This window comes from Pseudomonas sp. A125, assembly GCF_055409485.1.
The window spans coordinates 20428-45511 of the sequence record NZ_JBUZVP010000030.1 but is presented as its reverse complement, the minus strand read 5'-3'; the positions used below and the strand labels follow the sequence as shown (position 1 = coordinate 45511).

Here is a 25084-nt window from a genome sequence, read left to right as displayed (position 1 = left end):
CATTGTCTTGTCCAGCTTCACCCACCTGTCGCTCTGAATTCGTTACTGTAGACCGCGAACAGAGCTGACGGTCTCCCCGTAAGGGGATAACACGCGACGCTTCCATCAATAACAAGCCCAAGCGGAGTACCACAGATGGCGTTCTTCACCGCAGCCAGCAAAGCCGACTTCCAGCACCAACTGCAAGCGGCACTGGCGCAGCACATCAGTGAACAGGCACTGCCACAAGTGGCGCTGTTCGCTGAACAATTTTTCGGCATTATTTCCCTGGATGAACTGACCCAGCGTCGCTTGTCCGACCTGGCCGGTTGCACCCTGTCTGCCTGGCGCCTGCTTGAGCGCTTTGATCACACCCAACCGCAAGTGCGGGTCTACAACCCCGATTACGAACGTCACGGCTGGCAATCGACCCACACCGCGGTCGAAGTGCTGCACCATGACCTGCCATTTCTGGTGGACTCGGTGCGTACCGAGCTGAACCGCCGTGGCTACAGCATCCACACCCTGCAAACCACCGTCCTCAGCGTGCGTCGCGGCAAGAAGGGCGAGTTGCTGGAAATCCTGACCAAAGGCACCCAGGGCGACGATGTTCAGCAAGAATCGCTGATGTACCTGGAAATCGACCGCTGCGCCAACGCCGCCGAGCTGAATGTCCTGAGCAAGGAACTTGAGCAGGTGCTGGGCGAAGTGCGCGTTGCTGTCGCCGATTTCGAACCGATGAAGGCCAAGGTCCAGGAACTGCTGGCCGGTATCGACACCAGCTCGTACGTGATCGACGGCGAAGAAAAAGCCGAGATCAAGAGCTTCCTGGAATGGCTGGTGGGCAACCACTTCACCTTCCTCGGCTATGAAGAGTTTGTGGTACGTGACGAGGCGGACGGCGGCCATATTGAATATGACGCCAACTCGTTCCTCGGTCTGACCAAGCTGCTGCGCCCCGGCCTCACCGCCGATGACCTGCGCATCGAAGACTACGCAGTGAACTACCTGCGTGAACCGGCTGTGCTGTCGTTCGCCAAGGCCGCTCACCCAAGCCGCGTGCACCGCCCGGCCTACCCGGACTACGTGTCGATCCGCCAGATCGATGCCAACGGCAAGGTCGTCAAGGAATGCCGCTTCATGGGCCTCTACACCTCTTCGGTGTACGGCGAAAGCGTGCGGGTGATCCCGTATATCCGTCGCAAGGTTGCGGAAATCGAGCGTCGCTCGGGCTTCCAGGCCAAGGCGCACTTGGGCAAGGAACTGGCCCAGGTGGTCGAGGTGCTGCCCCGTGATGATCTGTTCCAGACCCCGGTGGACGAACTGTTCAGCACCGTGATGTCGATCGTGCAGATCCAGGAACGCAACAAGATCCGCGTGTTCCTGCGCAAAGACCCGTACGGCCGCTTCTGCTACTGCCTGGCCTATGTGCCGCGCGACATCTATTCCACCGAAGTGCGCCAGAAAATCCAGCAAGTATTGATGGATCGCCTTAAAGCCTCGGACTGCGAATTCTGGACGTTCTTCTCCGAATCCGTATTGGCGCGTGTCCAGTTGATCCTGCGGGTAGACCCGAAGAACCGCCTGGACATCGACCCGCTGCAACTGGAAAAAGAAGTGGTGCAGGCTTGCCGCAGCTGGCAGGACGATTATTCCAGCCTGGTGGTGGAAAGCTTCGGCGAAGCCCATGGCACCAACGTGCTGGCGGATTTCCCGAAAGGCTTCCCGGCCGGCTACCGCGAGCGTTTCGCGGCGCATTCGGCCGTGGTCGACATGCAGCACTTGCTCAGCCTCACCGAAGCCAACCCGCTGGTGATGAGCTTCTACCAGCCGCTGGGCCAGGTCTCCGGCCAGCGCGAGCTGCATTGCAAGCTGTATCACGCCGACACCCCGCTGGCGTTGTCCGATGTATTGCCGATCCTGGAAAACCTCGGCCTGCGCGTACTGGGTGAATTCCCGTACCGCCTGCGTCATGCCAACGGTCGCGAGTTCTGGATTCACGATTTCGCGTTCACCGCCGCCGAAGGCCTGAACCTCGACATCCAGCAGCTCAACGACACCCTGCAGGACGCGTTCGTGCACATCGTCAATGGCGATGCCGAGAACGATGCGTTCAACCGCCTGGTGCTGACTGCCGGCCTGCCATGGCGCGATGTTGCGCTGCTGCGTGCCTACGCCCGTTACCTGAAGCAGATTCGCCTGGGCTTTGACCTGGGTTACATCGCCAGCACCCTGAACAACCACACCGACATCGCTCGCGAGTTGACCCGGTTGTTCAAGACCCGTTTCTACCTGGCGCGCAAGCTCACCGCCGAAGACCTCGAAGACAAGCAGCAACGTCTGGAGCAAGCGATTCTCACGGCCCTGGACGACGTTCAGGTGCTCAACGAAGACCGCATCCTGCGTCGCTACCTGGACCTGATCAAGGCCACCTTGCGGACCAACTTCTACCAGGCAGACGCCAACGGTCAGAACAAGTCGTACTTCAGCTTCAAGTTCAACCCGCATGCAATTCCTGAATTGCCCAAGCCAGTGCCGAAGTTTGAAATCTTCGTCTACTCGCCACGGGTTGAAGGCGTGCACCTGCGCTTTGGCAACGTCGCTCGCGGCGGCCTGCGCTGGTCTGACCGTGAAGAAGACTTCCGTACCGAAGTGCTCGGCCTGGTAAAAGCCCAGCAAGTGAAGAACTCGGTGATCGTGCCGGTGGGCGCCAAGGGCGGCTTCCTGCCGCGTCGCCTGCCATTGGGCGGCGGTCGGGACGAGATCGCGGCCGAAGGCATCGCCTGCTACCGCATCTTCATTTCGGGCCTGTTGGACATCACCGACAACCTGAAAGACGGCGCCCTGGTGCCACCGTTGAACGTGGTGCGCCACGACAACGACGACCCGTACCTGGTTGTTGCGGCGGACAAGGGCACTGCGACCTTCTCCGACATCGCCAACGGTATTGCCATCGACTACGGCTTTTGGCTGGGTGATGCGTTCGCCTCCGGTGGTTCTGCCGGTTACGACCACAAGAAAATGGGCATCACCGCCAAGGGCGCGTGGGTGGGCGTGCAGCGCCACTTCCGTGAGCGCGGCATCAACGTCCAGCAAGACAGCATCACTGTAGTGGGCGTGGGCGACATGGCCGGCGACGTGTTCGGTAACGGCCTGTTGATGTCCGACACGCTGCAACTGGTCGCGGCCTTCAACCACCTGCACATCTTCATCGATCCAAACCCGACCCCGGCCAACAGCTTCGCTGAACGCCAGCGCCTGTTCGACCTGCCGCGTTCGTCCTGGACCGACTACGACACCAGCATCATGTCCGAAGGCGGCGGTATCTTCTCGCGCAGCGCGAAGAGCATTGCCATCTCGCCACAGATGAAAGAACGCTTCGACATCCAGGCCGACAAGCTGACCCCGACCGAACTGCTGAACGCCTTGCTCAAGGCACCGGTAGACCTGTTGTGGAACGGCGGCATCGGTACCTACGTCAAGGCCAGCACCGAAAGCCACGCCGATGTGGGCGACAAGGCCAACGACGCCCTGCGCGTCAACGGCAACGAGCTGCGCTGCAAGGTGGTGGGCGAGGGCGGTAACCTCGGCATGACCCAGTTGGGCCGTGTGGAGTTCGGCCTCAATGGCGGCGGTTCCAACACCGACTTCATCGACAACGCCGGTGGTGTGGATTGCTCCGACCACGAAGTGAACATCAAGATCCTGCTCAACGAAGTGGTGCAGGCTGGCGACATGACCGACAAGCAACGCAACCAGTTGCTGGCGAGCATGACCGACGAAGTCGGCAGCCTGGTGTTGGGCAACAACTACAAGCAAACCCAGGCCCTGTCCCTGGCTGCCCGCAAAGCGTTTGAGCGTGTTGCCGAGTACAAGCGCCTGATGAGCGACCTGGAAGGCCGTGGCAAGTTGGACCGCGCCATCGAGTACCTGCCGACCGAGGAGCAGCTCAACGAGCGCGCCGCCGCAGGCAAGGGCCTGACCCGTCCGGAGCTGTCGGTACTGATCTCCTACAGCAAGATCGACCTCAAGGAAGCGCTGCTCAAATCCCTGGTGCCGGATGACGACTACCTGACCCGTGACATGGAGACCGCTTTCCCGCCGAGCCTGGTGGCCAAGTTCTCCGAAGCCATGCGTCGCCACCGTCTGAAGCGCGAGATCGTCAGCACCCAGATCGCCAACGACCTGGTCAACCACATGGGCATCACCTTCGTTCAGCGGCTCAAAGAGTCCACCGGCATGAGCCCGGCGAACGTGGCGGGCGCCTACGTGATCGTGCGTGACATCTTCCACCTCCCGCACTGGTTCCGTCAGATCGAAGCCCTGGACCACCAGGTGTCGGCCGACGTGCAACTGGAGCTGATGGATGAGCTGATGCGCCTGGGCCGTCGTGCCACGCGCTGGTTCCTGCGTAGCCGTCGCAACGAGCAGGACGCCGGGCGCGATGTTGCGCATTTCGGTCCGCACCTTGCCGCGCTGGGCCTCAAGCTCGACGAACTGCTGGAAGGTCCGACCCGCGAAGGCTGGCAGAACCGTTACCAGGCTTACGTCGAAGCCGGTGTGCCAGAGTTGTTGGCGCGCATGGTTGCAGGCACGACCCACCTGTACACCCTGCTGCCGATCATCGAAGCCGCCGACGTGACCGGCCAAAGTGCGGCAGACGTTGCGAAGGCTTACTTCGCTGTCGGCAGCGCCCTGGACTTGCCGTGGTACCTGCAGCAAATCAGCAGCCTGCCCGTGGGCAACAACTGGCAGGCCCAGGCCCGCGAAGCCTTCCGCGACGATGTGGACTGGCAGCAACGGGCGATCACCATTTCTGTACTGCAAATGGCCGACGCGCCAGAAGACATGGAAGCCCGCGTGGCCCTGTGGCTTGAGCAGCACCAGGACATGGCTGATCGCTGGCGCGCCATGATGGTTGAGATTCGTGCAGCGGTCGGCACGGACTACGCCATGTACGCGGTGGCCAACCGTGAGCTGCTGGACCTGGCGTTGAGCGGTCAATCGGTGCTGTAACCGGCTTGATTGAGCGGTAAAACCCAAAGCCCGGTATCGAAAGATACCGGGCTTTTTTGTGTGCGCCATTACAGGGTTGGCTCTGCGTAGCAGCTGTCGAGCCTTGGCGAGGCTGCGTTTGCGGTGTATCAGACACACCGCCGACGCAGCCTCGCCAAGGCTCGACAGCTGCTACGTGATCAGTAGCCTGGCTTCCAGATGGTCCAGATGTTGAGTCATCAAGGCTACGGCTTTGCCGGCATCGCCTTGCTCCACCGCATCCACAATCGCCATGTGCTCCTGCCATGCGCAATACGTGCAGGCCTTGGCCTCAAACTGCGCAATCGCCAATGAGGTGAGCGGCACCAGGCTGTTGAGGAACTGCGCCAGCGGCGCGTTACCCGCAATCGCTGCCAGTTGCAGGTGAAACTCGCCGCAGAGCCGAATCGCCGGCCCGCGCTCGTCACGCTCGATGCAATCGCGCTCTCGTGCGATCAACTCCCGCAGTTGGCGGATCTGCGCCGGTTTCGCCTGGGCACACGCCAACTGCACCACGGTGATTTCCGTCAGGCGCCGCGCCTCGAGAATCTGCTGGGTCTGTTGTGCATCCGGTGCCGCAACCTGGGCGCGGTGGTTGGGCCGCAGGATGATCACTTGCTGGTGCGACAGCCGCGCCAGCACCCGGCGAATCACGCTGCGGCTGACACCAAAACTTTGCCCGAGGCTCTCCTCGGTAAAACGGCTGGCGGGGGCGATGCGTTGCTCGAGAATGGCGTCGAACAGTGCCGGGTAGATGTCGTCCACCGAGAGTTTCGGCTTGCCCACCAGGCGCAACGGCGTAATGGGGAACGGGGTGTGCAGGGCGTGAGCGGTCATGCGCGGTCTCCTGGAAGTCAGCTACCCAGATGGTCATCCGGGATGTTCAGGCGAATGCCCATGCGCAAACCTTCCTGCAGGATGTGCCGGCGCATTTCGGCGCTGGCCAGGGCGCTGTTCTTGTTGCGGATGGCGCGCACCACGGCGTCGTTTTCCTGCAAGCGTTCCGCCAGGTGTTCGGGGGAGTTGCGCAACACCTGGGCACTTTGCTTGAGGGCGTTGCTGGTTTGTTGCACCACGTTCTGGAAGATCGGGTTGGACGTCAGGGCGAACAGCTCTTCGTGGAACGCGATGTAGGCGTTCATGCCGGCTTCGCTGTCGCCGGCGTCGAGGGCTTCGCGCATGTCCATCAAGGTCAGGCGCAGTTGCCCGACTTCCTTGCTACTGATGGATTGGGCCACCAGGCCGACGATAAACGGCTCAAGGGTGTAGCGCAGTTGCAGGATGTCTTCGAGGCTGGCGTCGGCCACGCCGCTGTCCTGGGCATGGGGTTCGCTGAGGGTGGTTTCCAGCACCACCACGCCCTTGCCAGGCATGGCGCGCACCAGGCCGAGGGTTTCGAGCACGATCACCGCTTCACGCAGGCTTGGGCGGCTGATGCCCATTTGCTCGGCCAGTTCACGCTGGCCGGGCAGCATCTCGCCGCGCCGCCACTGGCCCCGCGCCAGGGCGGCGCGCAGTTTTTCTACGACTGAATTGACGACGGTTGAGGTGCTGATCACGTCGATGCCTCCTTGATGATCTAGTGTGGGAGCTGGCTTGCCTGCGATAGCGGTTATCAGTCAAAAATTCATTTGCTGACCCGGCGCCATCGCAGGCAAGCCAGCTCCCACATTGGAGTGGTGTGTTGTCGGGAAAGAGTTAGAACTCCTGGTGCGCCGGCAAGACCGGTTTCTTCGCCTGGAAGGCATACCCTTGTTGCCCGTCCAGCACCTTGTTGGCGCGTTGGATATCGATGTCTTTCTCCCAGCGGGCGATGGCCACGGTGGCGACACAGTTGCCGATCAGGTTGGTCAGCGCCCGGCCAATGCCCATGAACCAGTCCACCGCCAACACCAGCACCAGGCCCACCACTGGAATCGCCGGGATCGCGGTGAGGGTCGCCGCCAGAATCACCAATGCCGACCCCGGAATCCCGTGGGCGCCCTTGGAGGTGATCAGCGACACCAGCAGGATGGTCAGCAGGTCGGTCATCGACAGCGGCGTGCCGGTGGCGTTGGCGATAAACACGATGGCCAGGGTCAGGTAGATCGAAAAACCGTCGAGGTTGAACGAGTACCCGGTCGGAATCACCAGGCCGACGGTCGAGCTGCCAATGCCCAGATGCTCCAGTTTACGCATGATCTGCGGCAACACTGCATCGGAGGACGCGGTGCCCATCACGATCAACAGTTCTTCGCGCAGGTACTTGAGCAGCGGCAGCATCCGCAGGCCCGAAAGGCGCATCACCAGGCCCAGAATCACCGCGACGAACAGGAAACAGGTGAGGTAGAACAGGCCCACCAGGCTGCCCAGGTGTTGCAGGGAGTCCAGGCCGTAGGTGCTGGTGGTGAAGGCGATGGCACCGAATACGCCGATGGGCGCCAGGCGCACGATCATGCCCATGATGCGGAAAATCACGTGGCTCAGTTCGTTGATCAGCCGCGAAATGCCGGAGGCGGCTTCGCCCACCAGGTTCAGCGCGCTGCCGAACAACACCGAGAACAGCAGCACTTGCAGCACGTTGTTGTCGGCAAAGGCGCCGATCACCGAGTTGGGAATCAGCTCCATCAGAAACTGGCTGGTGCCCTTGATGTGCTGGCCGCGGTCTGCCAGTTCATTCAGGCCGGCGGACGACAATTGTTCCAGGTGGATATTGGCACCGGTGCCGATCCCGCTGCTGAAGGCCATGATCAGGCCGATCACCAGCGCCACGGTGGTCAGCGCTTCAAAGTAGATCACCGATTTGAGGCCGATGCGTCCGACTTTCTTCAAGTCGCCAGCGCCGGAAATACCGCTGACCACCACGCAGAATACGATCAGGCCAATCAGCATTTTGATCAGCTTGATAAAGCCATCACCCAGGGGTTTGAGTTGCGAGGAGAATTCGGGAAGGGCGAGGCCGCAGATTATGCCGATGACCAGGCCAATCACGACTTGCAGGAAAATCGAACGCGAGCACCATCTGAGCATGGGAAGGATCTCTATTCGGTGCCCTGGTGGGTCCAGGGCTTAATTGTTGTGGTATGACCGGTTTGTCCAGTGCGGGGCCAGTCTACGCTCGGGTTTTTTCAAGTCGCAAGTAAATATTACGGGGATGGCAGGTCCCGGTCAGACCAGTTGGTTCGCAAGCCAGGTACTTGAGCGGTTGGCGGCACGGAATTTTTTTCGCTTATCATCCAGGGCTTGGTTAACAAGGTGAGTTATGGATATCCCAGGATTGATCACGGACGCGGCGGGCGTCACGAGCTGTACGTGGCGCACGGCGGCGGCGCAATACCCGCATTACCACGACCACGAATGGGGTGTGCCCGTCAGCGATGACATCGCGCTGTACGAGAAGATTTGCCTTGAAGGCTTTCAGGCGGGCATGGCGTGGATCACCATCCTGCGCAAGCGCGAGGCGTTTCGACGGGCGTTCGAGGGTTTTGATTTTCGCCGGGTGGCGCAGTACACCGAGCAGGACATCGAGCGATTGATGGCCGACCCGGGCATCGTACGCAATCGCGCCAAGATCATGTCCACCATCAACAACGCTCGGCGTGCGTGTGAGCTGGTGGATGAAACCGGCTCGCTGGCGGCGTGGCTGTGGTCGTTTGAACCTGCCGCCGATGAACGTCCGGCGGTGGTGGACATGGCGTACTGGGCGGCCAACCCGACTTCAGCCGCTTCAACGCGCTTGTCCAAGGCCCTGAAAAAACGCGGCTGGAGCTACGTGGGGCCGACCACGATGTATGCGTTCATGCAGGCGATGGGCATGGTCAACGACCACCTGGAAGGGTGCGTCTGCCGGCCTCGAATCGAACACCTGCGCCGCCACTTCAAACGACCCTGAGCCACTGACTGTGCGCGGTTAAAACTGTGGGAGCTGGCTTGCCTGCGATAGCGGTGGGTCAACAAACACAACTGTGTTTGATACACCGCTATCGCAGGCAAGCCAGCTCCCACAGGAGGGTGCGGTGGCGCGGGTTAGTGGGGCAGCGGCGTGAGCACGTCGGCCTTGTCATCCATCACCATCACCACCAGCAGTTTCGCCGGTTGGGTCTGGCTGGCATTGCTGGATTCAAAGTGCCGCGAGCCGGCAGGTTCATAGAACGACTGGCCGACTGTGTAGGTGATCGCCTTTTCATCGTTGACCCGCGAGGTGATTGCACCTTCCAGCACATAGGCCACGGCCGTGCCGGTGTGGCTATGGGGCACGGTGGCCTGGCCCGGGGCGTAGTCCACGGTGAGCATGACGGTTTTCTTGCCCGGAACGTTGGTCAGGGCGTGTTCTTGCAATACGTTGATTTTCTCCTGGTTGTACACCGGGTCGTGGGCAAAGGCGCTTAACGAGACCAGCAGCAGGGTGGTGCCGAGCAGTATTTTCATGGCGATGCTTCCCAGAGATTTTAGACCTCTTCACCCTACGCGCTGGTAATGGAGCGACCAATAACCAATCTGCCGGAAAATCCCTCAGCCAATCTCTTGCAGGATGTCGCGCACCTTGTCCAGTGCCGGGTCGATGTCCAGGGTTTCGATGGCGCCGAAACCAATGATCAAACCGTCGCGTATCGGCGCGTCATGGAAGAACACGCTCAACGGATACAGGCCGACCTCGACCTTGCGGGCCAGCTCCATCAGCAGCGGGATATTCACCGCCACTTTGCACAGCGCCGCCATATGGAACCCGGCCACGGTGGGCACGGCTTCGAACCACGGTGACAGGTCGCCGGCCAGGCGCTTGAGAATGCGCTCCCGGCGCCCGGCGTACACGGTGTGGCAGCGACGAATATGCTTGAGCAGATAGCCTTCGCTGATGAACTTGGCCAGCGCCCATTGCGGCAGGGTGGAGCTGTGCTGGTCGGTCAGTTGCTTGGCCTTGAGCACCGCGCCAAAAATCGCCGGTGGCAGCACGGCGTAGCCCAGGCGCAGTTCCGGCAGCAGGGTTTTCGAGAAGGTCCCCACATAGGTGACGACACCTCGGGTGTCCATGCTTTGCAGCGAGTCGGTGGGGCGGCCTTCGTAGCGGAACTCGCTGTCGTAATCGTCTTCGATGATGATCGCGCCCAGCTCGAAAGCCCGGGCCAGCAAGGCCTCGCGACGTGCCAGGCTCATCGGCATGCCGAGGGGGAACTGATGGGAAGGCGTCACATAGATCAGCCGGGTGCCATCGGGAATCAATTCAACCTGAATGCCCTGTTCGTCTACCGGCACGCCCACGACCGTCGCGCCCACCGCGTTGAACATCAGGCGTGCGGGGGTGTAGCCCGGGTCTTCCATGGCCACGATGCTTCCCGGTTCCAGCACCACGCGGGCGATCAAGTCCAGTGCCTGCTGGGCGCCGTTGGTGACCACGATGTCGTCATCGCGGCATTTGACCCCGCGGGAAAACGCAATGTGCCCCGCGATTGCACTGCGCAAGGCCGGCAAGCCTTCAGGCTGGCTGTAGTAACCGCTGTTCTGGGCGATGCGGCGTAAGGCGTCCTGGGTACAGCGGCGCCATTCTTCCTGGGGGAACTGGCTGCGGGTGGTGGCGCCGCCGATAAATTCACAACGCAGGGTGCTGTCCCGGGTCGGGTGGCGCATGGGCGAGGGCAGCGATTGCCACTTGGCGAGGTTGGCGGCGCAGGCCAGGTCGGTGGCGGTTTGCAAGCGCTCGGAACGCGGCGCCCGGGCGTTGACGAACGTACCACGGCCGATCTTGCCCACCAGCAGGCCTTCGTAGGTCAGCGTGGCGTAGGTGTCGGACACCGTCTTGCGCGACACGCCCAGTTGCTCGGCCAGCAGCCGGCTGGGCGGCAGTTGTGCGCCGGCCGCCAGTTGCCCCGACTCAATGGCCGCTCGCAGTTGTTGGTAAAGTTGTTCGGCCAGGTCCTTGCGGCCGTTGATGATGACGTGCAGTTCCATGGTTCATCCAGAGGCGATCGATCCCTGGCAAGGTTACTCGCAACCGCTGCGGCTCGGTACCGCCAAAGTGGTCCCTGCATAAACCGGCATTTTGGCTATAGGGCTTATGCCGCGCGGCCTTTAGGCTGGCCAGTCATTGCATTGACCACTGGGGCCACACCGATGGAAGCTCGCCTGGATTACTACACGGCTTCGCCACAAGCGCTCAAGGGCATGCTGATGCTGGAAGCGGCGACCTTCGGCTTGTCCATCGAAAAACCTTTGCTGGAGCTGATCAGGATCCGCGTTTCGCAACTCAATCAGTGCGGGTTCTGCACCGATATGCATTCGATGGCGGCGCGCCAGCGCGGGGAGAGCGAGCGGCGCTTGTTTGCCCTGTGCGTGTGGCGCGACTCGCCGTTTTTTACCGCAAGGGAGAAGGCTGCCCTGGCCTGGAGCGAGTCATTGGCCACGCTGCCGACCTCCGGTGTGCCGGACGAACTGTTTACGGCCATACGCGTGGAGTTCAGTGAGCAGGAGCTGGTGGACCTGACCATGGCGGTATCCAGTATCAGTGCCTGGAACCGCCTGGCGGTCGGGTTTCGCCAGCAACCGCCCAACGAATGATCAGGACAGGAAACCACCGTCCACATTCAGTGAAACACCGGTGGTGTAGCTCGACGCATCGCTGGCCAGGTACAGCACCGCGCCGGCCATTTCGCTCGGGTCGGCCACACGCTTGAGCGGGATTTGCGCCAGGGCCATTTTCAGGATCGAGTCGTTCTTGACCAGGGCCGAGGCGAACTTGGTGTCGGTCAGGCCCGGCAGCAGCGCGTTGCAACGAATGCCGAACGGCGCGCACTCCTTGGCAAAGACCTTGGTCATGTTGATCACGGCCGCCTTGGTCACCGAATAGATGCCCTGGAACACGCCCGGCGAAATACCGTTGATCGATGCCACGTTGATGATGCTGCCCCCGCCGTTATCGCGCATCAGCTTGCCGGCTTCCACCGACATGAAGAAATAGCCGCGAATGTTCACGTCGACGGTCTTCTGGAACGCGCCCAGGTCGGTGTCCAGCACGTTGCAGAACTGCGGGTTGGTGGCGGCGTTGTTGACCAGGATATCCAGGCGGCCGAACTGTTCGCGGATCGCGGCGAAGACGCTGGTGATCTGTTCCATTTCGCCAATATGGCAGGCAATCGCCGTGGCCTTGCCGCCGTCGGCGATGATCGCATCGGCCACCTGCTGGCAGCCGTCGATCTTGCGGCTCGACACAATCACGTGGGCGCCTTGCTGGGCCAGTAACTTGGCGATGGCCTCGCCGATACCACGGCTGGCACCGGAAACAAACGCGATCTTGCCGTCGAGGTCGAACAGTTGAGTCTTGGACATGGTTTTTCCTTGAAGAGGGTCAGAGGGAAGACTGTTTGATGACGTTCAGGCTCATCTGCTCCAGCAGCTTGTTCATATGGATGAACTGCGCAAAGCGTTTGTCCTGGGTCTGGCCGTGGAAGAAGCGGTAGTAGATCTGCTGCACGATGCCGGCCAGGCGGAACAGGCCGTAGGTGTAATAGAAGTCGAAATTGTCGATCTGGACTCCGCAGCGTTCGGCGTAGTAGTCGACGAACTGGCGGCGGGTGAGCATGCCGGGGGCGTTGCTCGGCTGGCGGCGCATCAGTTGCACCGGCGCCGGGTCGGCCGCTTCGATCCAGTAGGCGAGGGTGTTGCCCAGGTCCATCAGCGGGTCGCCCAGGGTGGTCAGTTCCCAATCGAGCACGCCGATGATCTGCATCGGGTTATGCGGGTCGAGGATCACATTGTCGAAGCGGTAATCGTTGTGCACGATGCTTGAGGTGGGGTGGTCGGCCGGCATCTTGTCGTTGAGCCACGCACGTACTGCTTCCCAGCTGGGAGCGTCGGGCGTCAGGGCTTTTTCGTAGCGCTCGCTCCAGCCGCGAATCTGCCGCTGTACGTAGCCTTCGGGCTTGCCCAGGTCGGCCAGGCCGCAGGCGGCGTAGTCCACCTGATGCAACTCGACGAACTTGTCGATAAAGCTTTTGCACAGGGCTTCGGTTTTCGCCGCATCCAGGCCCAGTTCCGGTGGCAGGTCCGAACGCAGGATGATCCCGTTGACCCGCTCCATTACGTAGAACTCGGCGCCGATCACTGACTCGTCAGTGCAGTGCACGTACGCCTTGGGGCAATACGGGAAACCGTCCTTGAGCTGGTTGAGAATCCGGAATTCGCGGCCCATGTCGTGGGCAGACTTGGCCTTGTGGCCAAAGGGCGGGCGGCGCAGCACGAATTCCTGGTCGGGATATTCCAGCAGGTACGTCAGGTTGGAGGCACCACCGGGGAACTGGCTGATTTTGACACTGCCGCTCAAGCCCGGGATATGGGCCTTGAGGTAGGGATCGATGAGGCTGGCATCAAGTTCTTCGCCGGGGCGAATCTGGGTCGATTGGTCATTAAGCGCCATGCTTATCCCTTCTGCTTATTCTTAAGGCCTTGGACTATTGGCTAATCTAATGCGCGCAGCCATCCAGCCACAAGGTTGGGGCCGCTTAATAGGTTAGCGTGTTGGCCGATGATCAGCGGGCATGATGTGCCTGGATCGCCGGCCGCGTTTTTCGCGGGGCCGGGATCTGAGTCAGTTGCGTGGCGGCAGCGTTACAGGCGTCAGCACGGGGCGACCGGCGAAGTATTCCAGCAGGTTGTCCGCCACACGCTGCACGGTGTCATGGGCCGCTTCCGGAGACAGGCCGGCGACATGGGGCGTGAGCACGGTATTGCTGAGGTGCTTGAGGGCGTCCGGCACCTTGGGCTCGTCGTCGAATACATCCAGTGCCGCGCCGCCGATGCGGCGTTGTTCGAGGGCGGTAATCAGGTCGGCCGTAACCACCACGCTGCCGCGGCCGATGTTCACCAAAAAACCGTTTGGCCCCAGCGCGTCGAGGGCTTGGCGGTCGATCAGATGCCGCGTGCTGGCGCCGCCTGGTGTGGCGAGGATAAGAAAATCCGAGGCCCGCGCCAGTTCAACGGCGGTGGCGCAGTAGGTGTAGTCCACGTCGTCGCGGGGCTGGCGGTTGTGATAACTCACCTCCATGCCAAAACCCAGGGCTGCGCGCCTGGCGATCTCCAGGCCTACGGCGCCCAGGCCAAGAATGCCCAGCTGTTTGCCGGCCAGGGAAGGGCGCATGACTTTGGGCCATTCGTTGCGCCGTACCGCCGCGTCGGCCCGGGGAATGTCGCGCACCAGCGAGAGCAACAGGGCCATGGCGTGGTCTGCTACCGATGGCGCATTCACGCCGGCGCCGTTGGTGACTACGATGCCCCGGTTGCTGGCGGCTTGCAGGTCGACGTGCTCATACCCGGCGCCGATCACACAGATAATCTCCAGCGACGTCAGCGCGGCGATTTCCTCGGCGTAAAGGCCAAGTGGGCCGCGGGTCAGCACTGCCTGGATCTGCCCGCCGTGTGTCTTGATCGCCTTCGCACGTTCGGCCGGGGTTGGCGCAAGGATCACGTGAAAGCCGTTGCCTTCGATGATCGGCAGGTAGTCGTTGATGGTTTCAACCAGGACCAGAACGGTAACGGGCATCGGAAGGCTCTTCCTGAAGGATTAGAGGCTTGGATTATGCGGGATTTGTAGTCCCGATCGTTTCTTTACCGCAGAAAAATTTCATTTCTCACCAGCCTAATCTGATTTTCCAGACCGCTCGTCCCAGCCCTTTATACTGCCGCAGACTTTGACGACTTTCCTTAGCAGAGACGTCCAAAACCCTGAAAACTCAGGGAGTACCCGCAAGTCATAGGTGCCAGTGATGGCAAGCCCAGTTACTGGGGTCGAATTGAGTTCAGCGCGGGCGTCATCCATGGTCATCCGATTTCCGAGCAGGAATTCAGGAGGTTAACAAGTTGATCATTAGGCTTTATTGACGGAAACGTCACCCATGATGATCTCTCAATATTGCAGGATGGGGCGATGGAGAGTCAGGCCCACCTGCTGAAAGAGGACATGCTTCAGGTTGAATACGCCGGTGGGCTTATATTGGATGTAGGCTGGTATCCCTCCTTCGATACCCATGGTGGGTTCCGCATCAATGTAATAAGAAATTACGACTGGGACCGCCCAGTGATTGCGTTAACGGCACAAGCGCCCGGTGATTTGGTCGAGCAACTGGTTGTTGCGCAGGGCGCGATTAATGGCGAACTGCGCAACGTCTTGAGAACCACGGCTTAGTTAAAGCTCCGGGCTTTAGAAGCCGATATCGTCAGCTTTCACACGCTTCACAAACGCCCCGGCCAAGGTTTTATTGTGATGCTCGATAATTGCCTCGGCCGATAGCGCCGGAGTGTCCATGCAGGTATGGCCATCTTCCGGCAGCACTACCGAGAACCCCAGCTCGACGGCCACTCGGCACGTCGTGTCGATGCAGTACTGGGTTTTCATCCCGACGATCACCAGTTCATTCACCTGTGCGGCCGCCAGTTGCTGCGCCAGCTCGGTGCCGAGAAAACAGCTGGGCCGGGTTTTATTGAAAACCGTGTCGCGGGCTGCATCGACCTCCAGCGCTGGCCAGAGCTGCCATAACGGGCTGCCCGCCTCGATGGGCGAACCCGCCGGGCCGGTGTGGCGCGCTGCAAAAACCGGCACGCCAGCGTGTCGCGCTCGTTGAATCAACTGGTTGATGTTGTCGAGTACGCGCTGGCGTTCGTAGGGTTTTTCCGGACCATCGTACAGACCGGTCTGCATGTCGATGACCAGCAGGGCGGGGCGCTTGTTGTCAGGCATGGTACTGCTCCTTGTAGTTGCCAGATGGCGGAGCAATAAAAAGGCCCCGTCCATTGCTGGCGGGGCCTTGGGTAAATCCGGGTGGCTTAGTTTGCGCGCCACTCACAGCTACCACACGACCCGCCAAAAGCGGTCGTGGTGGTGGTGCGGGTGAGGGCCTGCTGAATAAGGTTCATGGGCCGATCATGCTGGCGCTGGCGTTTGGATGTCAACGCATCAACCGAGGTTTTTTTCCGGGATCAGGAGATTCCTGGCGGCGGCGAGGAACTCATCAGACAGGCCGTTGCCTTTGGTCGCACGAGCCAGGGTAATTGCGCCGACCATCGTCGCGTACTGGGCAATGGCGGCCTGGCGGTCACCCTCAGGTGTACCGGTCTCTTGGGTAGCGCTCAGGATCCCCATGGATGCCTCAAAGCCTTGGATAAAGCTCTGCTGCAGCGGACTGTCGGCCGCTTCATGGCACATTTCCCCGGCAAAGGCCGCTACCGGGCAACTGTCTCCGGGGTTGTCACGATTGGCTGCCGTGAGGTACGGATCAATCAACGCCAGGCGTGCGGTCTGGGGGTCAGGGCTTTGCTCGACCCGGGCTTGCCAGCGCAGGCTCGATTGTTCGAACGCCCGGTTGCAGGCTTCCGTGGCCAGCGCCTCGCGGGACTCGAAGTGCCCATAGAACCCGCCATGGGTCAGGCCCGCAGCCGCCATCACATCAGACACGCTGATGCCATGGATGCCCCGTTCACGAAACAGCCGCGTGGCGGCCTCGACGATGATTTCGCGGTTGAGTTCGGCTTGTTTGCGGGACACGCGTGGCATTGGGGGCTCTCTGAGTCAGGTTGTGGCAGGAGTAACCGTGCCCGTGGCATTGCAGATCAACCCGCCTAAGCGCCTGGCGTCGGGGATGTTGGGTTTTTCCGCAGCGTTTAAAAATACATGACGATATGAATTTATAAAATAGATTTTTATACAAATGTAAAAAATATCCCGTCTTTGATCGCTTCCAACGCCCTGCACTGCACAACCATTCCTCAGCTAAGTCTTTGCTTATTCAAGCGAATCCCGGACAATCGCGCCCCTGTTTCGGTCGGGGCGCTGCCTGTCAGGTTTTTCTGACTCGTTCCGACTGAGTGAATGCGGAGATCCGAACGGATGAATGATCAGGCCAATAGCGTCGACGAACGCTACGCAACGACACCTGCAACCCTCACGCGCTGGAGCCGCCAGGACACCACCTGGATGCTCGGCCTGTTCGGTACGGCCATCGGCGCCGGCACCCTGTTTCTGCCGATCAACGCGGGGCTTGGCGGTTTCTGGCCGCTGGTGATTCTCGCGCTGCTGGCGTTCCCGATGACGTTTTTTGCGCACCGTGGCCTGACCCGCTTTGTGCTCTCGGGCCGGGAAGGTTCGGACATCACCGACGTGGTCGAGGAACACTTCGGCCTCAAGGCCGGTGCGGCAATCACCTTGCTGTATTTCTTCGCGATTTTCCCGATCCTGCTGATCTACAGCGTGGCGTTGACCAACACCGTCGGCAGCTTCATGGAGCACCAACTGCACATTGCGCCGCCACCGCGGGCGATCCTGTCGCTGGTACTGATCCTCGGCCTGCTGGCTGTGGTGCGTTGCGGCGAGCAGGTGATCGTCAAGGCCATGAGCCTGATGGTGTATCCGTTTATCGTCGCGTTGCTGTTCCTCGCCGTGTACCTGGTGCCGCACTGGAACGGTGGCATCCTCAGCACCGCCAGCAGCGTGCCGGCCCCTTCGGCGCTGCTGCACACGTTGTGGCTGGCGATTCCGGTGATGGTGTTCTCGTTCAACCACTCGCCGATCATCTCGGCCTTTGCGGTCGACCAGAAGCGCCAGTACGGCGAACACGCCGAAGAGCGCAGCTCGCAGATCCTGTCCCGGGCGCACATCCTGATGGTGGTGATGGTGCTGTTCTTCGTGTTCAGTTGCGTACTCACCCTGTCGCCTGCCCAACTGGCCGAAGCCAAGGCGCAGAACCTGTCGATCCTCTCGTACCTGGCCAACCACTTCAGCAACCCGACCATCGCGTTCGCCGCGCCGCTGATCGCCTTTGTCGCGATTGCCAAGTCGTTCCTGGGCCACTACATCGGCGCCAGTGAAGGCCTCAAGGGCCTGGTGCTCAAAAGCGGCCGTCGCCCGGCAGCCAAGACCCTGGACCGCATGACCGCTGCGTTCATGCTGGTGGTGTGCTGGATTGTTGCGACGCTTAATCCGAGCATCCTCGGCATGATCGAGACACTGGGCGGGCCGATCATTGCGTCGATCCTGTTCCTGATGCCGATGTACGCGATCCGCAAGGTACCGGCGATGGCCAAGTACCGCGGCCAGGCGTCCAACGTGTTTGTCACGGCCGTTGGCCTGGTGGCAATTACCGCGCTGGTTTACTCGCTGATGTCCTGACAGCACGGCGTTTCAGTGCAATGATCACGGCCAATTCGCAAACGGCGGATTGGCCGTTTTTTTTGCCAGGGAATCAGGGATTGAACAGCAAGCCTGTGAGCGAGACCCCACCGAAGCGTACACAAGACGTGTTGGCCGGCCTGGCTATTGCCGGCCTGTTGTTGCCTGAGGCCGTGGCCTATTCCAGCATAGCGGCGCTGCCGCCCCAGGCGGGCGTCATCGCGTTATTCGCCGGGCTGTTGTGTTATGGCGTGTTCGGCACCAGCCGCTTCGCGATTGTCTCCGCCACGTCGTCGTCTGCTGCTGTGCTGGCGGCGGCTACGGCGACACTGGCGGGGGACGATCCCGCGTTGCGGCTGACCCTGGCGATGGGCCTGGTATTGGTGACCGGGGCGTTTTTCCTGTTGGCCGGGTTACTCAAGCTGGGCGGCTTGACCTCGTTTATCGCCAAGCCGGTGTTGCGCGGCTTTGCCTTTGGCCTGGCGCTGACCATCATCCTCAAGCAACTGGCCAGCGTGGTAGGTGTACACCTCACGGACAACAACCTGATTCGCTTCCTGCCCCAGCTACTGGAGCAATTACCGCGCTGGAACTGGCCCGCCGCCTCTGTCGCGGGCGTCGCTTTGCTGCTGTTATGGCTGTGCGCCCGGTTCAGGCGCCTGCCGGGCGGATTGCTGGTGGTCATCCTCGGAATCGCCGCCGGCCAGTGCCTGGATTTGCAGGCGCACGGGGTGGCATTGATCGGCGTGATCGACCTGCGCCTGGAACTGGCACACCTGCCGGTGCTGCCGTTTGCCGACTGGTTGCGCCTGGGAGAGTTGGCGTTTGCCATGGTGATGATTCTTTACGCTGAGTCCTACGGTTCCATCAGCTCATTCGCCCTCAAGCATGGCGATCGCGTGTCATCCAACCGCGACCTGCTGGCGCTGGGCGCCGCCAACCTGTTGTCCGGGCTGTTTCAAGGAATGCCCACCGGCGCCGGGTATTCGGCGACGTCGGCAAATGAGGCGGCGGGTGCCAATTCCCGCCTGGCGGGTGCCGTGGCAGCGCTAGTGGTGTTGGCGATTGTGCTGACGGTACTGCCGTGGGTGGCGCTGACGCCGGAGCCAGTACTTGCTGCCATCGTCATCTACGCCCTGGGCCGTGGCTTGAGCCTGCAGCCCCTGGGCCGCTATTTTTCCTGGCGGCGTGATCGGTTGCTGGTGATCTGCGCGGTAGCCGCGGTATTGGTACTCGGTGTGCTGGATGGGTTGCTGGTGGCGGTGGGGATCAGCGTGGTGTTGATGCTGCGGCAGATGTCTTCGGCGGATGTTCGTGAGCTGGGGCGCATCGATGGCGGGCATGATTTTGTCGACTTGCAACATCACCCCGGGGCCGAACAGATTCCAGGCGTACTGATCGTGCGGCCCAGCGAAGCACTGTTCTTCGCGAACGCCGAACGCGTGCTGGGCGCCGTGTTGCACTTGATGCGAGGCGCGTCGTCGCCTGTGCACAGTGTGGTACTGAGCCTGGAGGAGTCACCCGACCTGGACGGCACCAGCATAGAAGCGTTGCAGGCTTTTTTCGTGCAGGTGCAGGGGGAGGGCAAGTGCCTGGTGCTGGCCCGCGTGCGGCATGAGGCACAGGAGGTGTTGCAGACGTTGCCCGAGGCGTGTGCGCCGCAAGTGTTGATCAGCGGGTTGAGCGTCGACGGGGCGGTTCAGCTCGCCTTACAGACTACCGCCTGAATATATGTCGTTTGCCTTATTACTTCTGGTAATACATCTGCGTGCCTGGTTTTTGTGAATGCATAACTAATAACGTAGTGTTTCCGTTGTTATGAAAGTGTAAGTATTTTGTGATAGTTACTCGCGCGCAATTATCACCTGTCTGTAGGACTAGTCTGGTTTAATGTAGGCTATATGAGGAGTGGTGAATGCTCAGGAATATGTGCATTGCTGTTGTAACGATATTATGGGTCACTGCCTGCTCATCGCGAACGGCAGAAGTGCCTACTGTGCCCGGGACGGTCTATGTGCCGGCCTCCAAATTCATCGCTATAGAGCCAGGCCAAAAAATCGAGGGCTTGTTCCGGCGCTATGGCGAGACGGATTACACCCTGCAAAAAGTCGGCGGCGGACTGTATGTAATGTTCAGCCGATTTTATAACGTACCGTTCTATGTGGGGAGCGCCGGGGTATTAGTGTTTGACCCTGCCGCAGGCTCCACTGAATCGCTGCTGCAGGCGGTGAAGAGCGTGACGGATCTACCCGTCACCAGCCTGGTGTATAGCCATCACCACCAGGACCATATCGACGGTTCCAGAGCGTTGGTCGAGGCGATGAAAACCAAGGGTGTGCCGGTGGAGGTGGTAGCTACCCTTAAAACCGCAGAAATTCTAAGCCATACGGGCGCCGATGGGCATGCCCCTGTCACGCGAGTGCTTGATGTGGACGCTGGGCAGGCGGATCTTCAATTTGAAGATTTGCACGTAAAAGTGGTGGGGTTCAAATACCCAACCCATAGCCTGGATCAAAGTGTATTTGTTATTGATGCGTATAAAGTGGTTATCGCCCCCGACTTCGTCTCTCCGGACCAGTTTCCGTTTTTCAGGTTTTCCTATAACGCTGGAAATACCGCTTCGTATATCGATAATCTGCACGTTTTAAACGGCCTTGCCTGGAACAAGTTGATCGGTGGGCATGGAAACTTTGGAAGTAAGGAGGATGTTAAGTTCCTGATAGGATTTGTCGCGGACCTTGAAGCAGCCGTTAGAATGGCCGTAGCCAGTGCGCCCGATGTAGACCCCATGAAGTACGGGTCGGATTCTGCCATCCCTTATCTGCAAGAGCCCTACATTATCAAGTCCGCGAGAAGCCAGTTGGACGGCAAGTATGCTCGGTATTCCGGCTACGCATATGTTATCGACTCGTTTATCCAGGAGGCCATTGTCTACACCGCGACGGGTGTTCAAACAAAGAGAGAGTAGGAGGGCGCCTGCAGTTGAGACGAAAAAGCCCCGAAGGCCGAGTGTCGGGCTTCAGGGCTTTTTCAATGACACCGATGTTTAGCGGCGGCGGAACAACGGCAATGGCTCATCCGTGGCAGCCTGGTACGTCACCGAGAAATCCTTGAGGCTTTCCAGTGCTTCGTATGGGTCTTTGTCGGCGCGCAAGGCGAAGGCATCGAACCCGCAGCGGCGCAGGTAGAACAACTGGTCGCGCAACACATCGCCAATCGCCCGCAGCTCGCCCTTGTACCCATAACGGTCACGCAGCAGGCGGGCGTTGGAGTAGTTGCGCCCGTCGGTGAACGCCGGGAAGTTCAGGGCGATGACCTGGAAGTGTTCCACGTCGTCACCGATCTCTTCAGCTTCTTCATCGGCGTCCAGCCACACACCCAGGCCGCCGTCGCGGGCCTTGAGGGCGTGAGCGTGCTCGCGCCACAGGGCCAACGGTACAATCAGGTCGTCGCAGTTGGAGATGCCATCGAAGCTCGCGTCCTTGGGCAGCAGGTGCCAGGTTTCGTCGAGGACTTCGTTGTTCTTAATGATTCGCTGCATAGACGCGCTCCTTGAACAGGTCAATGCCAATGCGCTGGTAGGTGTCGATGAAACGCTCATCTTCGGTGCGCTGTTCAACGTACACGTCGATCAGCTTGCCGATCACCTCAGGCATGGCTTCCTGGGCGAAGGACGGGCCGAGGATCTTGCCCAGGCTCGCGTCGCGGCTGGCGCTGCCGCCCAGGGACACTTGGTAGAATTCTTCGCCTTTCTTGTCCACGCCCAGGATGCCGATGTGGCCGACGTGGTGGTGACCACAGGCGTTCATGCAACCGGAAATGTTCAGGTCCAGCTCGCCGATGTCGAACAGGTAGTCCAGGTCGTCGAAACGGCGCTGGATCGATTCGGCAATCGGGATCGACTTGGCGTTGGCCAGCGAGCAGAAGTCGCCGCCCGGGCAGCAGATGATATCGGTCAGCAAGCCGATGTTCGGCGTGGCAAAACCCTGCTCGCGCAACTCGCCCCACAGGGTGAACAGTTGAGACTGTTCGACGTCGGCGAGGATGATGTTCTGCTCGTGGGAGGTGCGCAGTTGGCCGAAGCTGTAGCGCTCGGCCAGGTCGGCGACGCCATCCAGTTGCTTGTCGGTGATGTCGCCCGGTGCAACACCGGTCGGTTTGAGCGACAGGGTCACCGCCACATAGCCCGGCTTTTTGTGGGCCAGGGTGTTGCGGGTGCGCCAGCGGGCGAACCCTGGGTGTTGCGCATCGAGTTCGGCCAACTCGGCGTCCTGATTGCTCAGGGCCTTGTAGTCCGGGTCGACGAAGTGTTTGGCAACGCGGTGCACTTCGGCTTCGGTCAGGGTGGTCTGGCCGCCCCGCAGGTGTTCCATCTCGGCGTCGACTTTCTGGGCGAACACCTCAGGGGTCAGCGCTTTTACCAGGATCTTGATCCGGGCCTTGTACTTGTTGTCACGGCGGCCATAGCGGTTGTACACCCGCAGGATGGCGTCGAGGTAGCTCAACAGGTCCGGCCACGGCAGGAATTCGTTGATGAAGGCACCCACTACCGGCGTACGGCCAAGGCCGCCGCCGACCAGCACACGGAAGCCCAACTCGCCGGCCGCGTTGTGCACGGGCTCAAGGCCTATATCGTGCACCTCGATAGCTGCGCGGTCCGAGGTCGAGCCATTGATGGCGATCTTGAACTTGCGCGGCAGGTAGGCGAACTCGGGGTGGAAGGTGGTCCATTGACGGACGATTTCACACCACGGGCGCGGGTCGATCAGCTCGTCGGCGGCAACGCCGGCAAATTGGTCGGTGGTCACGTTGCGCAGGCAGTTACCGCTGGTCTGAATGGCGTGCATCTGCACGGTGGCCAATTCAGCCAGGATGTCCGGCACGTCTTCCAGGGCCGGCCAGTTGAACTGCACGTTCTGGCGGGTACTGATGTGGGCGTAGCCCTTGTCGAAGTCGCGGGCAATCTTGGCCATCATGCGCGTCTGACGGGAAGTCAGTTGCCCATAAGGCACGGCAACCCGCAGCATCGGCGCAAAGCGCTGAACATAAAGGCCATTTTGCAGGCGCAGAGGGCGGAACTCTTCTTCGCTCAGTTCGCCTGCCAGATAGCGTCGGGTCTGATCACGGAACTGCTTGACGCGGTCCTCGATGATGCGCTGATCGTATTCGTCGTATACGTACATATAGGTCCTGTTCTCGGCAAATCTGCGCGCACGGCCGCGCACTCCCAACGGAGCCGGCGCACGATACCAGTTTGCGTTTATGCGCAAAAGTGATGTTTGAGTATATGCAAATAACCAAATCGCCTAATGAGAACTGTTATCGCGATACCCACATTTGTCATGCGGGCAATCATGATCTTTACTGTGCTCGTGTCTTTATGCAATCACCTATAAAACCGACAAGAGGCGATGCTATGAGCAATCCGACCAAGGCCCGCAAAAGTGACAGCAGTGTCGACGCGTGGGCCATTCTGTTCTTGATTATCCTGGTGGTTTCCACTGCCGTGTTCTGGGTCAGCCATCAATAAAAAGAGCATTACCTGAGTAATTGGCCGCTTGCAGGCGTTATCATGGCCGGCCATTGCGAAGGGCTCAGGCAACGATGTTGAAGGTTCTCTGCAAGTGCTTGCTGGTGCTGAGTATGCCGTTCTGGGCCGTTGCCCAGGCGACGTCGGTGGTGTTTCTCAACCCTGGCAATTCGACCGAGACCTTCTGGGTCAGCTATGCGCAATTCATGCAGGCCGCCGCCAGGGACCTCGGCCTGGATTTGCGTGTGCGCTATTCCGAGCGCAACCCCCAGACCACGCTTTTGCAGGCCCGCGAGGCGTTGCAAGGTGCCGAACGCCCGGACTACCTGGTGCTAGTCAACGAGCAGTACATCGCGCCACAGATCCTGCGGCTGTCCCAAGGCAGCGGGGTTAAGCTGCTGATCGTCAATAACGCCCTCACACCAGACCAGGTGCAATTGCTCGATGCACGCCAATACCCGAACTGGGTCGGTAGCCTGGTGGCCAATGACGAGGAGGCTGGCTACCTGATGCTCAGGGAGTTGTTGCGGGTACACACGCCGGTGGCACCCGGCCAGACGATCGACCTGCTGGCGTTCTCAGGGGCCAAGAACACCCCGGCTGCGCAACTGCGCGAACAAGGGCTGAGACGCGCCCTGGAGGAGTTTCCCCAGGTGCGGTTGCGCCAATTGGTCTACGGCGAATGGAACCGCCAGCGTGCCTTCGAACAGGCCACACAGTTGTTCAAACGCTACCCGCAGACCGGGTTGGTGTGGGCCGCCAACGATGAAATGGCCTTGGGCGCCATGGCAGCGCTTGAGCAACGGGGCGGTGTGCCGGGCAAAACGGTTCTATTCAGCGCGGTAAACAGCTCGCCGCAAATTCTTAAGGCGCGCCTTGATGGACGCCTGAGTGCGTTGGTGGCGGGCCACTTTACCCAGGGCGGCTGGGCCATGGTGTTGTTGCATGACGATGCCCTGGGCGTGGACATGAGCCAGCATGGCGGCCGCGAACGGAGTGAGGCGCTGTTCCAGTTGATCGACCCGGCGCAGGCCCGGCGCTTGCAACGGTTCAACGCCGGCGAGGATCATCCACTGGATTTTCGTGCGTTATCGGCTGTGGGCAAGCCGGCCGCCTACCGGTATCCCTTCAGCCTGCAATTGCTGCTGCACTAAACCCCGGCCAAGTGCAGCACCAGCTTGACGATGCCAAACAGCGTCAGGGCAAACACTGCCGTAAACAGAATGCCCAGCACCACAAAATGGCTGGGCTTGCCGTGGGTAAAGTCGCGCGCGCGATTCTTGCCGCTTTGCACGCCAAAGGCGGCGGCCATGACGCTGTGGAGCATTTGCCAGAACGTCGGCGGCTTGTGGTTGGCTGGGTCGTCCATACATCCCCCGGTAAAGGTGTGTATGGACAGCATAGTCAATCCTGCG

21 protein-coding genes are annotated in these 25084 nt (G+C 60.5%); 8 read left to right on the top strand and 13 right to left on the bottom strand.

Features of this window, described 5'->3' with window-relative positions:
* The first annotated feature begins 135 nt into the window (after positions 1-135).
* Positions 136-4995 (top strand): NAD-glutamate dehydrogenase, encoded by a 4860-nt coding sequence (locus ACZRN6_RS29585; protein ID WP_464009498.1) that lies wholly within the window; start codon positions 136-138, stop codon positions 4993-4995.
* 171 nt (positions 4996-5166) lie between these two features.
* Here the strand turns inward: ACZRN6_RS29585 and ACZRN6_RS29580 are convergent, their stop codons facing one another.
* The 3 genes from ACZRN6_RS29580 to ACZRN6_RS29570 all read right to left on the bottom strand — a co-directional run bounded on the left by ACZRN6_RS29580 (position 5167) and on the right by ACZRN6_RS29570 (position 8022).
* Complete coding sequence (locus ACZRN6_RS29580) at positions 5167-5850, bottom strand: GntR family transcriptional regulator (protein WP_322145634.1); 684 nt, start codon at positions 5848-5850, stop codon at positions 5167-5169.
* 17 nt (positions 5851-5867) lie between these two features.
* Entirely contained in the window at positions 5868-6572 is a 705-nt protein-coding gene (locus ACZRN6_RS29575) for a FadR/GntR family transcriptional regulator (protein WP_322145633.1), read from the bottom strand.
* Positions 6573-6711: 139 nt separating this feature from the next.
* On the bottom strand, positions 6712-8022 hold the full coding sequence (locus ACZRN6_RS29570; protein ID WP_322145632.1) for a C4-dicarboxylate transporter DctA: 1311 nt from the start codon (positions 8020-8022) through the stop codon (positions 6712-6714).
* A gap of 232 nt (positions 8023-8254) precedes the next feature.
* On the opposite strand from ACZRN6_RS29570, the gene ACZRN6_RS29565 reads away from it, so the two are divergent.
* Positions 8255-8884: a DNA-3-methyladenine glycosylase I gene (locus ACZRN6_RS29565; RefSeq protein ID WP_322145631.1), complete on the top strand. Its 630-nt coding sequence runs from the start codon at positions 8255-8257 to the stop codon at positions 8882-8884.
* Positions 8885-9018: 134 nt separating this feature from the next.
* Here the strand turns inward: ACZRN6_RS29565 and ACZRN6_RS29560 are convergent, their stop codons facing one another.
* Together ACZRN6_RS29560 and pdxR are read right to left on the bottom strand one after the other, a co-directional pair.
* Positions 9019-9420, bottom strand: a complete 402-nt coding sequence (locus ACZRN6_RS29560) for a cupin domain-containing protein (protein WP_322145630.1) — start codon at positions 9418-9420, stop codon at positions 9019-9021.
* An 84-nt stretch (positions 9421-9504) separates the two neighbouring features.
* A complete protein-coding gene (gene pdxR, locus ACZRN6_RS29555) occupies positions 9505-10938 on the bottom strand; it encodes a MocR-like pyridoxine biosynthesis transcription factor PdxR (RefSeq protein ID WP_322145629.1) in 1434 nt (477 codons plus the stop codon).
* Positions 10939-11100: 162 nt separating this feature from the next.
* Here pdxR and ACZRN6_RS29550 point away from each other — a divergent pair, with 162 nt between their 5' ends.
* Positions 11101-11544, top strand: coding sequence for a carboxymuconolactone decarboxylase family protein (locus ACZRN6_RS29550; RefSeq protein ID WP_322145628.1), 444 nt, complete (start codon positions 11101-11103; stop codon positions 11542-11544).
* On the opposite strand, the gene ACZRN6_RS29545 is transcribed toward ACZRN6_RS29550, so the two are convergent.
* The 3 genes from ACZRN6_RS29545 to ACZRN6_RS29535 form a co-directional block, all read right to left on the bottom strand.
* Positions 11545-12312 (bottom strand): SDR family oxidoreductase, encoded by a 768-nt coding sequence (locus ACZRN6_RS29545; RefSeq protein ID WP_322145627.1) that lies wholly within the window; start codon positions 12310-12312, stop codon positions 11545-11547.
* A gap of 19 nt (positions 12313-12331) precedes the next feature.
* Complete coding sequence (locus ACZRN6_RS29540; protein ID WP_464009497.1) at positions 12332-13399, bottom strand: phosphotransferase family protein; 1068 nt, start codon at positions 13397-13399, stop codon at positions 12332-12334.
* 171 nt (positions 13400-13570) lie between these two features.
* The gene (locus tag ACZRN6_RS29535; RefSeq protein ID WP_464009496.1) at positions 13571-14521 is read right to left on the bottom strand and encodes a 2-hydroxyacid dehydrogenase; all 951 of its coding nucleotides are present in this window, start codon (positions 14519-14521) and stop codon (positions 13571-13573) included.
* Between the two features lie 384 nt (positions 14522-14905).
* On the opposite strand from ACZRN6_RS29535, the gene ACZRN6_RS29530 reads away from it, so the two are divergent.
* Positions 14906-15163, top strand: coding sequence for a hypothetical protein (locus ACZRN6_RS29530; protein WP_464009495.1), 258 nt, complete (start codon positions 14906-14908; stop codon positions 15161-15163).
* A 15-nt stretch (positions 15164-15178) separates the two neighbouring features.
* Here the strand turns inward: ACZRN6_RS29530 and ACZRN6_RS29525 are convergent, their stop codons facing one another.
* Together ACZRN6_RS29525 and ACZRN6_RS29520 are read right to left on the bottom strand one after the other, a co-directional pair.
* Positions 15179-15715, bottom strand: a complete 537-nt coding sequence (locus ACZRN6_RS29525; protein WP_322145623.1) for a cysteine hydrolase family protein — start codon at positions 15713-15715, stop codon at positions 15179-15181.
* 216 nt (positions 15716-15931) lie between these two features.
* Complete coding sequence (locus tag ACZRN6_RS29520; protein ID WP_322145622.1) at positions 15932-16528, bottom strand: TetR/AcrR family transcriptional regulator; 597 nt, start codon at positions 16526-16528, stop codon at positions 15932-15934.
* 333 nt (positions 16529-16861) lie between these two features.
* Here ACZRN6_RS29520 and ACZRN6_RS29515 point away from each other — a divergent pair, with 333 nt between their 5' ends.
* The 3 genes from ACZRN6_RS29515 (at position 16862) to ACZRN6_RS29505 (ending at position 21107) form a co-directional block, all read left to right on the top strand.
* Positions 16862-18139, top strand: coding sequence for a serine/threonine transporter (locus ACZRN6_RS29515; RefSeq protein WP_322145621.1), 1278 nt, complete (start codon positions 16862-16864; stop codon positions 18137-18139).
* An 80-nt stretch (positions 18140-18219) separates the two neighbouring features.
* A complete protein-coding gene (locus ACZRN6_RS29510) occupies positions 18220-19866 on the top strand; it encodes a SulP family inorganic anion transporter (protein ID WP_322145620.1) in 1647 nt (548 codons plus the stop codon).
* A gap of 188 nt (positions 19867-20054) precedes the next feature.
* Positions 20055-21107: an MBL fold metallo-hydrolase gene (locus ACZRN6_RS29505; protein WP_464009494.1), complete on the top strand. Its 1053-nt coding sequence runs from the start codon at positions 20055-20057 to the stop codon at positions 21105-21107.
* A gap of 78 nt (positions 21108-21185) precedes the next feature.
* Here the strand turns inward: ACZRN6_RS29505 and ACZRN6_RS29500 are convergent, their stop codons facing one another.
* Together ACZRN6_RS29500 and ACZRN6_RS29495 are read right to left on the bottom strand one after the other, a co-directional pair.
* Positions 21186-21680 (bottom strand): DUF934 domain-containing protein, encoded by a 495-nt coding sequence (locus ACZRN6_RS29500; RefSeq protein ID WP_003210798.1) that lies wholly within the window; start codon positions 21678-21680, stop codon positions 21186-21188.
* Positions 21664-23322 carry a nitrite/sulfite reductase gene (locus tag ACZRN6_RS29495; RefSeq protein WP_322145618.1) on the bottom strand — a complete coding sequence of 553 codons (1659 nt, stop codon included), beginning with the start codon at positions 23320-23322 and terminating at the stop codon, positions 21664-21666. The genes ACZRN6_RS29500 and ACZRN6_RS29495 overlap by 17 nt, the downstream gene beginning before the upstream one ends.
* Positions 23323-23743: 421 nt before the next feature.
* On the opposite strand from ACZRN6_RS29495, the gene ACZRN6_RS29490 reads away from it, so the two are divergent.
* Positions 23744-24823, top strand: a complete 1080-nt coding sequence (locus ACZRN6_RS29490) for an ABC transporter substrate-binding protein (protein ID WP_464009493.1) — start codon at positions 23744-23746, stop codon at positions 24821-24823.
* Here ACZRN6_RS29490 and ACZRN6_RS29485 read toward each other — a convergent pair.
* Entirely contained in the window at positions 24820-25038 is a 219-nt protein-coding gene (locus tag ACZRN6_RS29485) for a DUF2970 domain-containing protein (protein ID WP_076014869.1), read from the bottom strand. The two genes, ACZRN6_RS29490 and ACZRN6_RS29485, sit on opposite strands and share 4 nt — an antisense overlap.
* Positions 25039-25084: the final 46 nt, after the last annotated feature.

Bases quoted from the DNA above. Each gene is read 5' to 3' on its own strand.
- ACZRN6_RS29495 (WP_322145618.1), bottom strand. From the start codon at position 23,322: ATGTACGTATACGACGAATACGATCAGCGCATCATCGAGGACCGCGTC.
- ACZRN6_RS29585 (WP_464009498.1), top strand. From the start codon at position 136: ATGGCGTTCTTCACCGCAGCCAGCAAAGCCGACTTCCAGCACCAACTG.
- ACZRN6_RS29515 (WP_322145621.1), top strand. From the start codon at position 16,862: ATGAATGATCAGGCCAATAGCGTCGACGAACGCTACGCAACGACACCT.
- ACZRN6_RS29485 (WP_076014869.1), bottom strand. From the start codon at position 25,038: ATGGACGACCCAGCCAACCACAAGCCGCCGACGTTCTGGCAAATGCTC.
- ACZRN6_RS29560 (WP_322145630.1), bottom strand. From the start codon at position 9,420: ATGAAAATACTGCTCGGCACCACCCTGCTGCTGGTCTCGTTAAGCGCC.
- ACZRN6_RS29525 (WP_322145623.1), bottom strand. From the start codon at position 15,715: ATGCCTGACAACAAGCGCCCCGCCCTGCTGGTCATCGACATGCAGACC.
- pdxR (WP_322145629.1), bottom strand. From the start codon at position 10,938: ATGGAACTGCACGTCATCATCAACGGCCGCAAGGACCTGGCCGAACAA.
- ACZRN6_RS29570 (WP_322145632.1), bottom strand. From the start codon at position 8,022: ATGCTCAGATGGTGCTCGCGTTCGATTTTCCTGCAAGTCGTGATTGGC.
- ACZRN6_RS29490 (WP_464009493.1), top strand. From the start codon at position 23,744: ATGTTGAAGGTTCTCTGCAAGTGCTTGCTGGTGCTGAGTATGCCGTTC.
- ACZRN6_RS29535 (WP_464009496.1), bottom strand. From the start codon at position 14,521: ATGCCCGTTACCGTTCTGGTCCTGGTTGAAACCATCAACGACTACCTG.
- ACZRN6_RS29505 (WP_464009494.1), top strand. From the start codon at position 20,055: ATGCTCAGGAATATGTGCATTGCTGTTGTAACGATATTATGGGTCACT.
- ACZRN6_RS29550 (WP_322145628.1), top strand. From the start codon at position 11,101: ATGGAAGCTCGCCTGGATTACTACACGGCTTCGCCACAAGCGCTCAAG.
- ACZRN6_RS29565 (WP_322145631.1), top strand. From the start codon at position 8,255: ATGGATATCCCAGGATTGATCACGGACGCGGCGGGCGTCACGAGCTGT.
- ACZRN6_RS29580 (WP_322145634.1), bottom strand. From the start codon at position 5,850: ATGACCGCTCACGCCCTGCACACCCCGTTCCCCATTACGCCGTTGCGC.
- ACZRN6_RS29530 (WP_464009495.1), top strand. From the start codon at position 14,906: ATGGAGAGTCAGGCCCACCTGCTGAAAGAGGACATGCTTCAGGTTGAA.
- ACZRN6_RS29500 (WP_003210798.1), bottom strand. From the start codon at position 21,680: ATGCAGCGAATCATTAAGAACAACGAAGTCCTCGACGAAACCTGGCAC.
- ACZRN6_RS29545 (WP_322145627.1), bottom strand. From the start codon at position 12,312: ATGTCCAAGACTCAACTGTTCGACCTCGACGGCAAGATCGCGTTTGTT.
- ACZRN6_RS29520 (WP_322145622.1), bottom strand. From the start codon at position 16,528: ATGCCACGCGTGTCCCGCAAACAAGCCGAACTCAACCGCGAAATCATC.
- ACZRN6_RS29540 (WP_464009497.1), bottom strand. From the start codon at position 13,399: ATGGCGCTTAATGACCAATCGACCCAGATTCGCCCCGGCGAAGAACTT.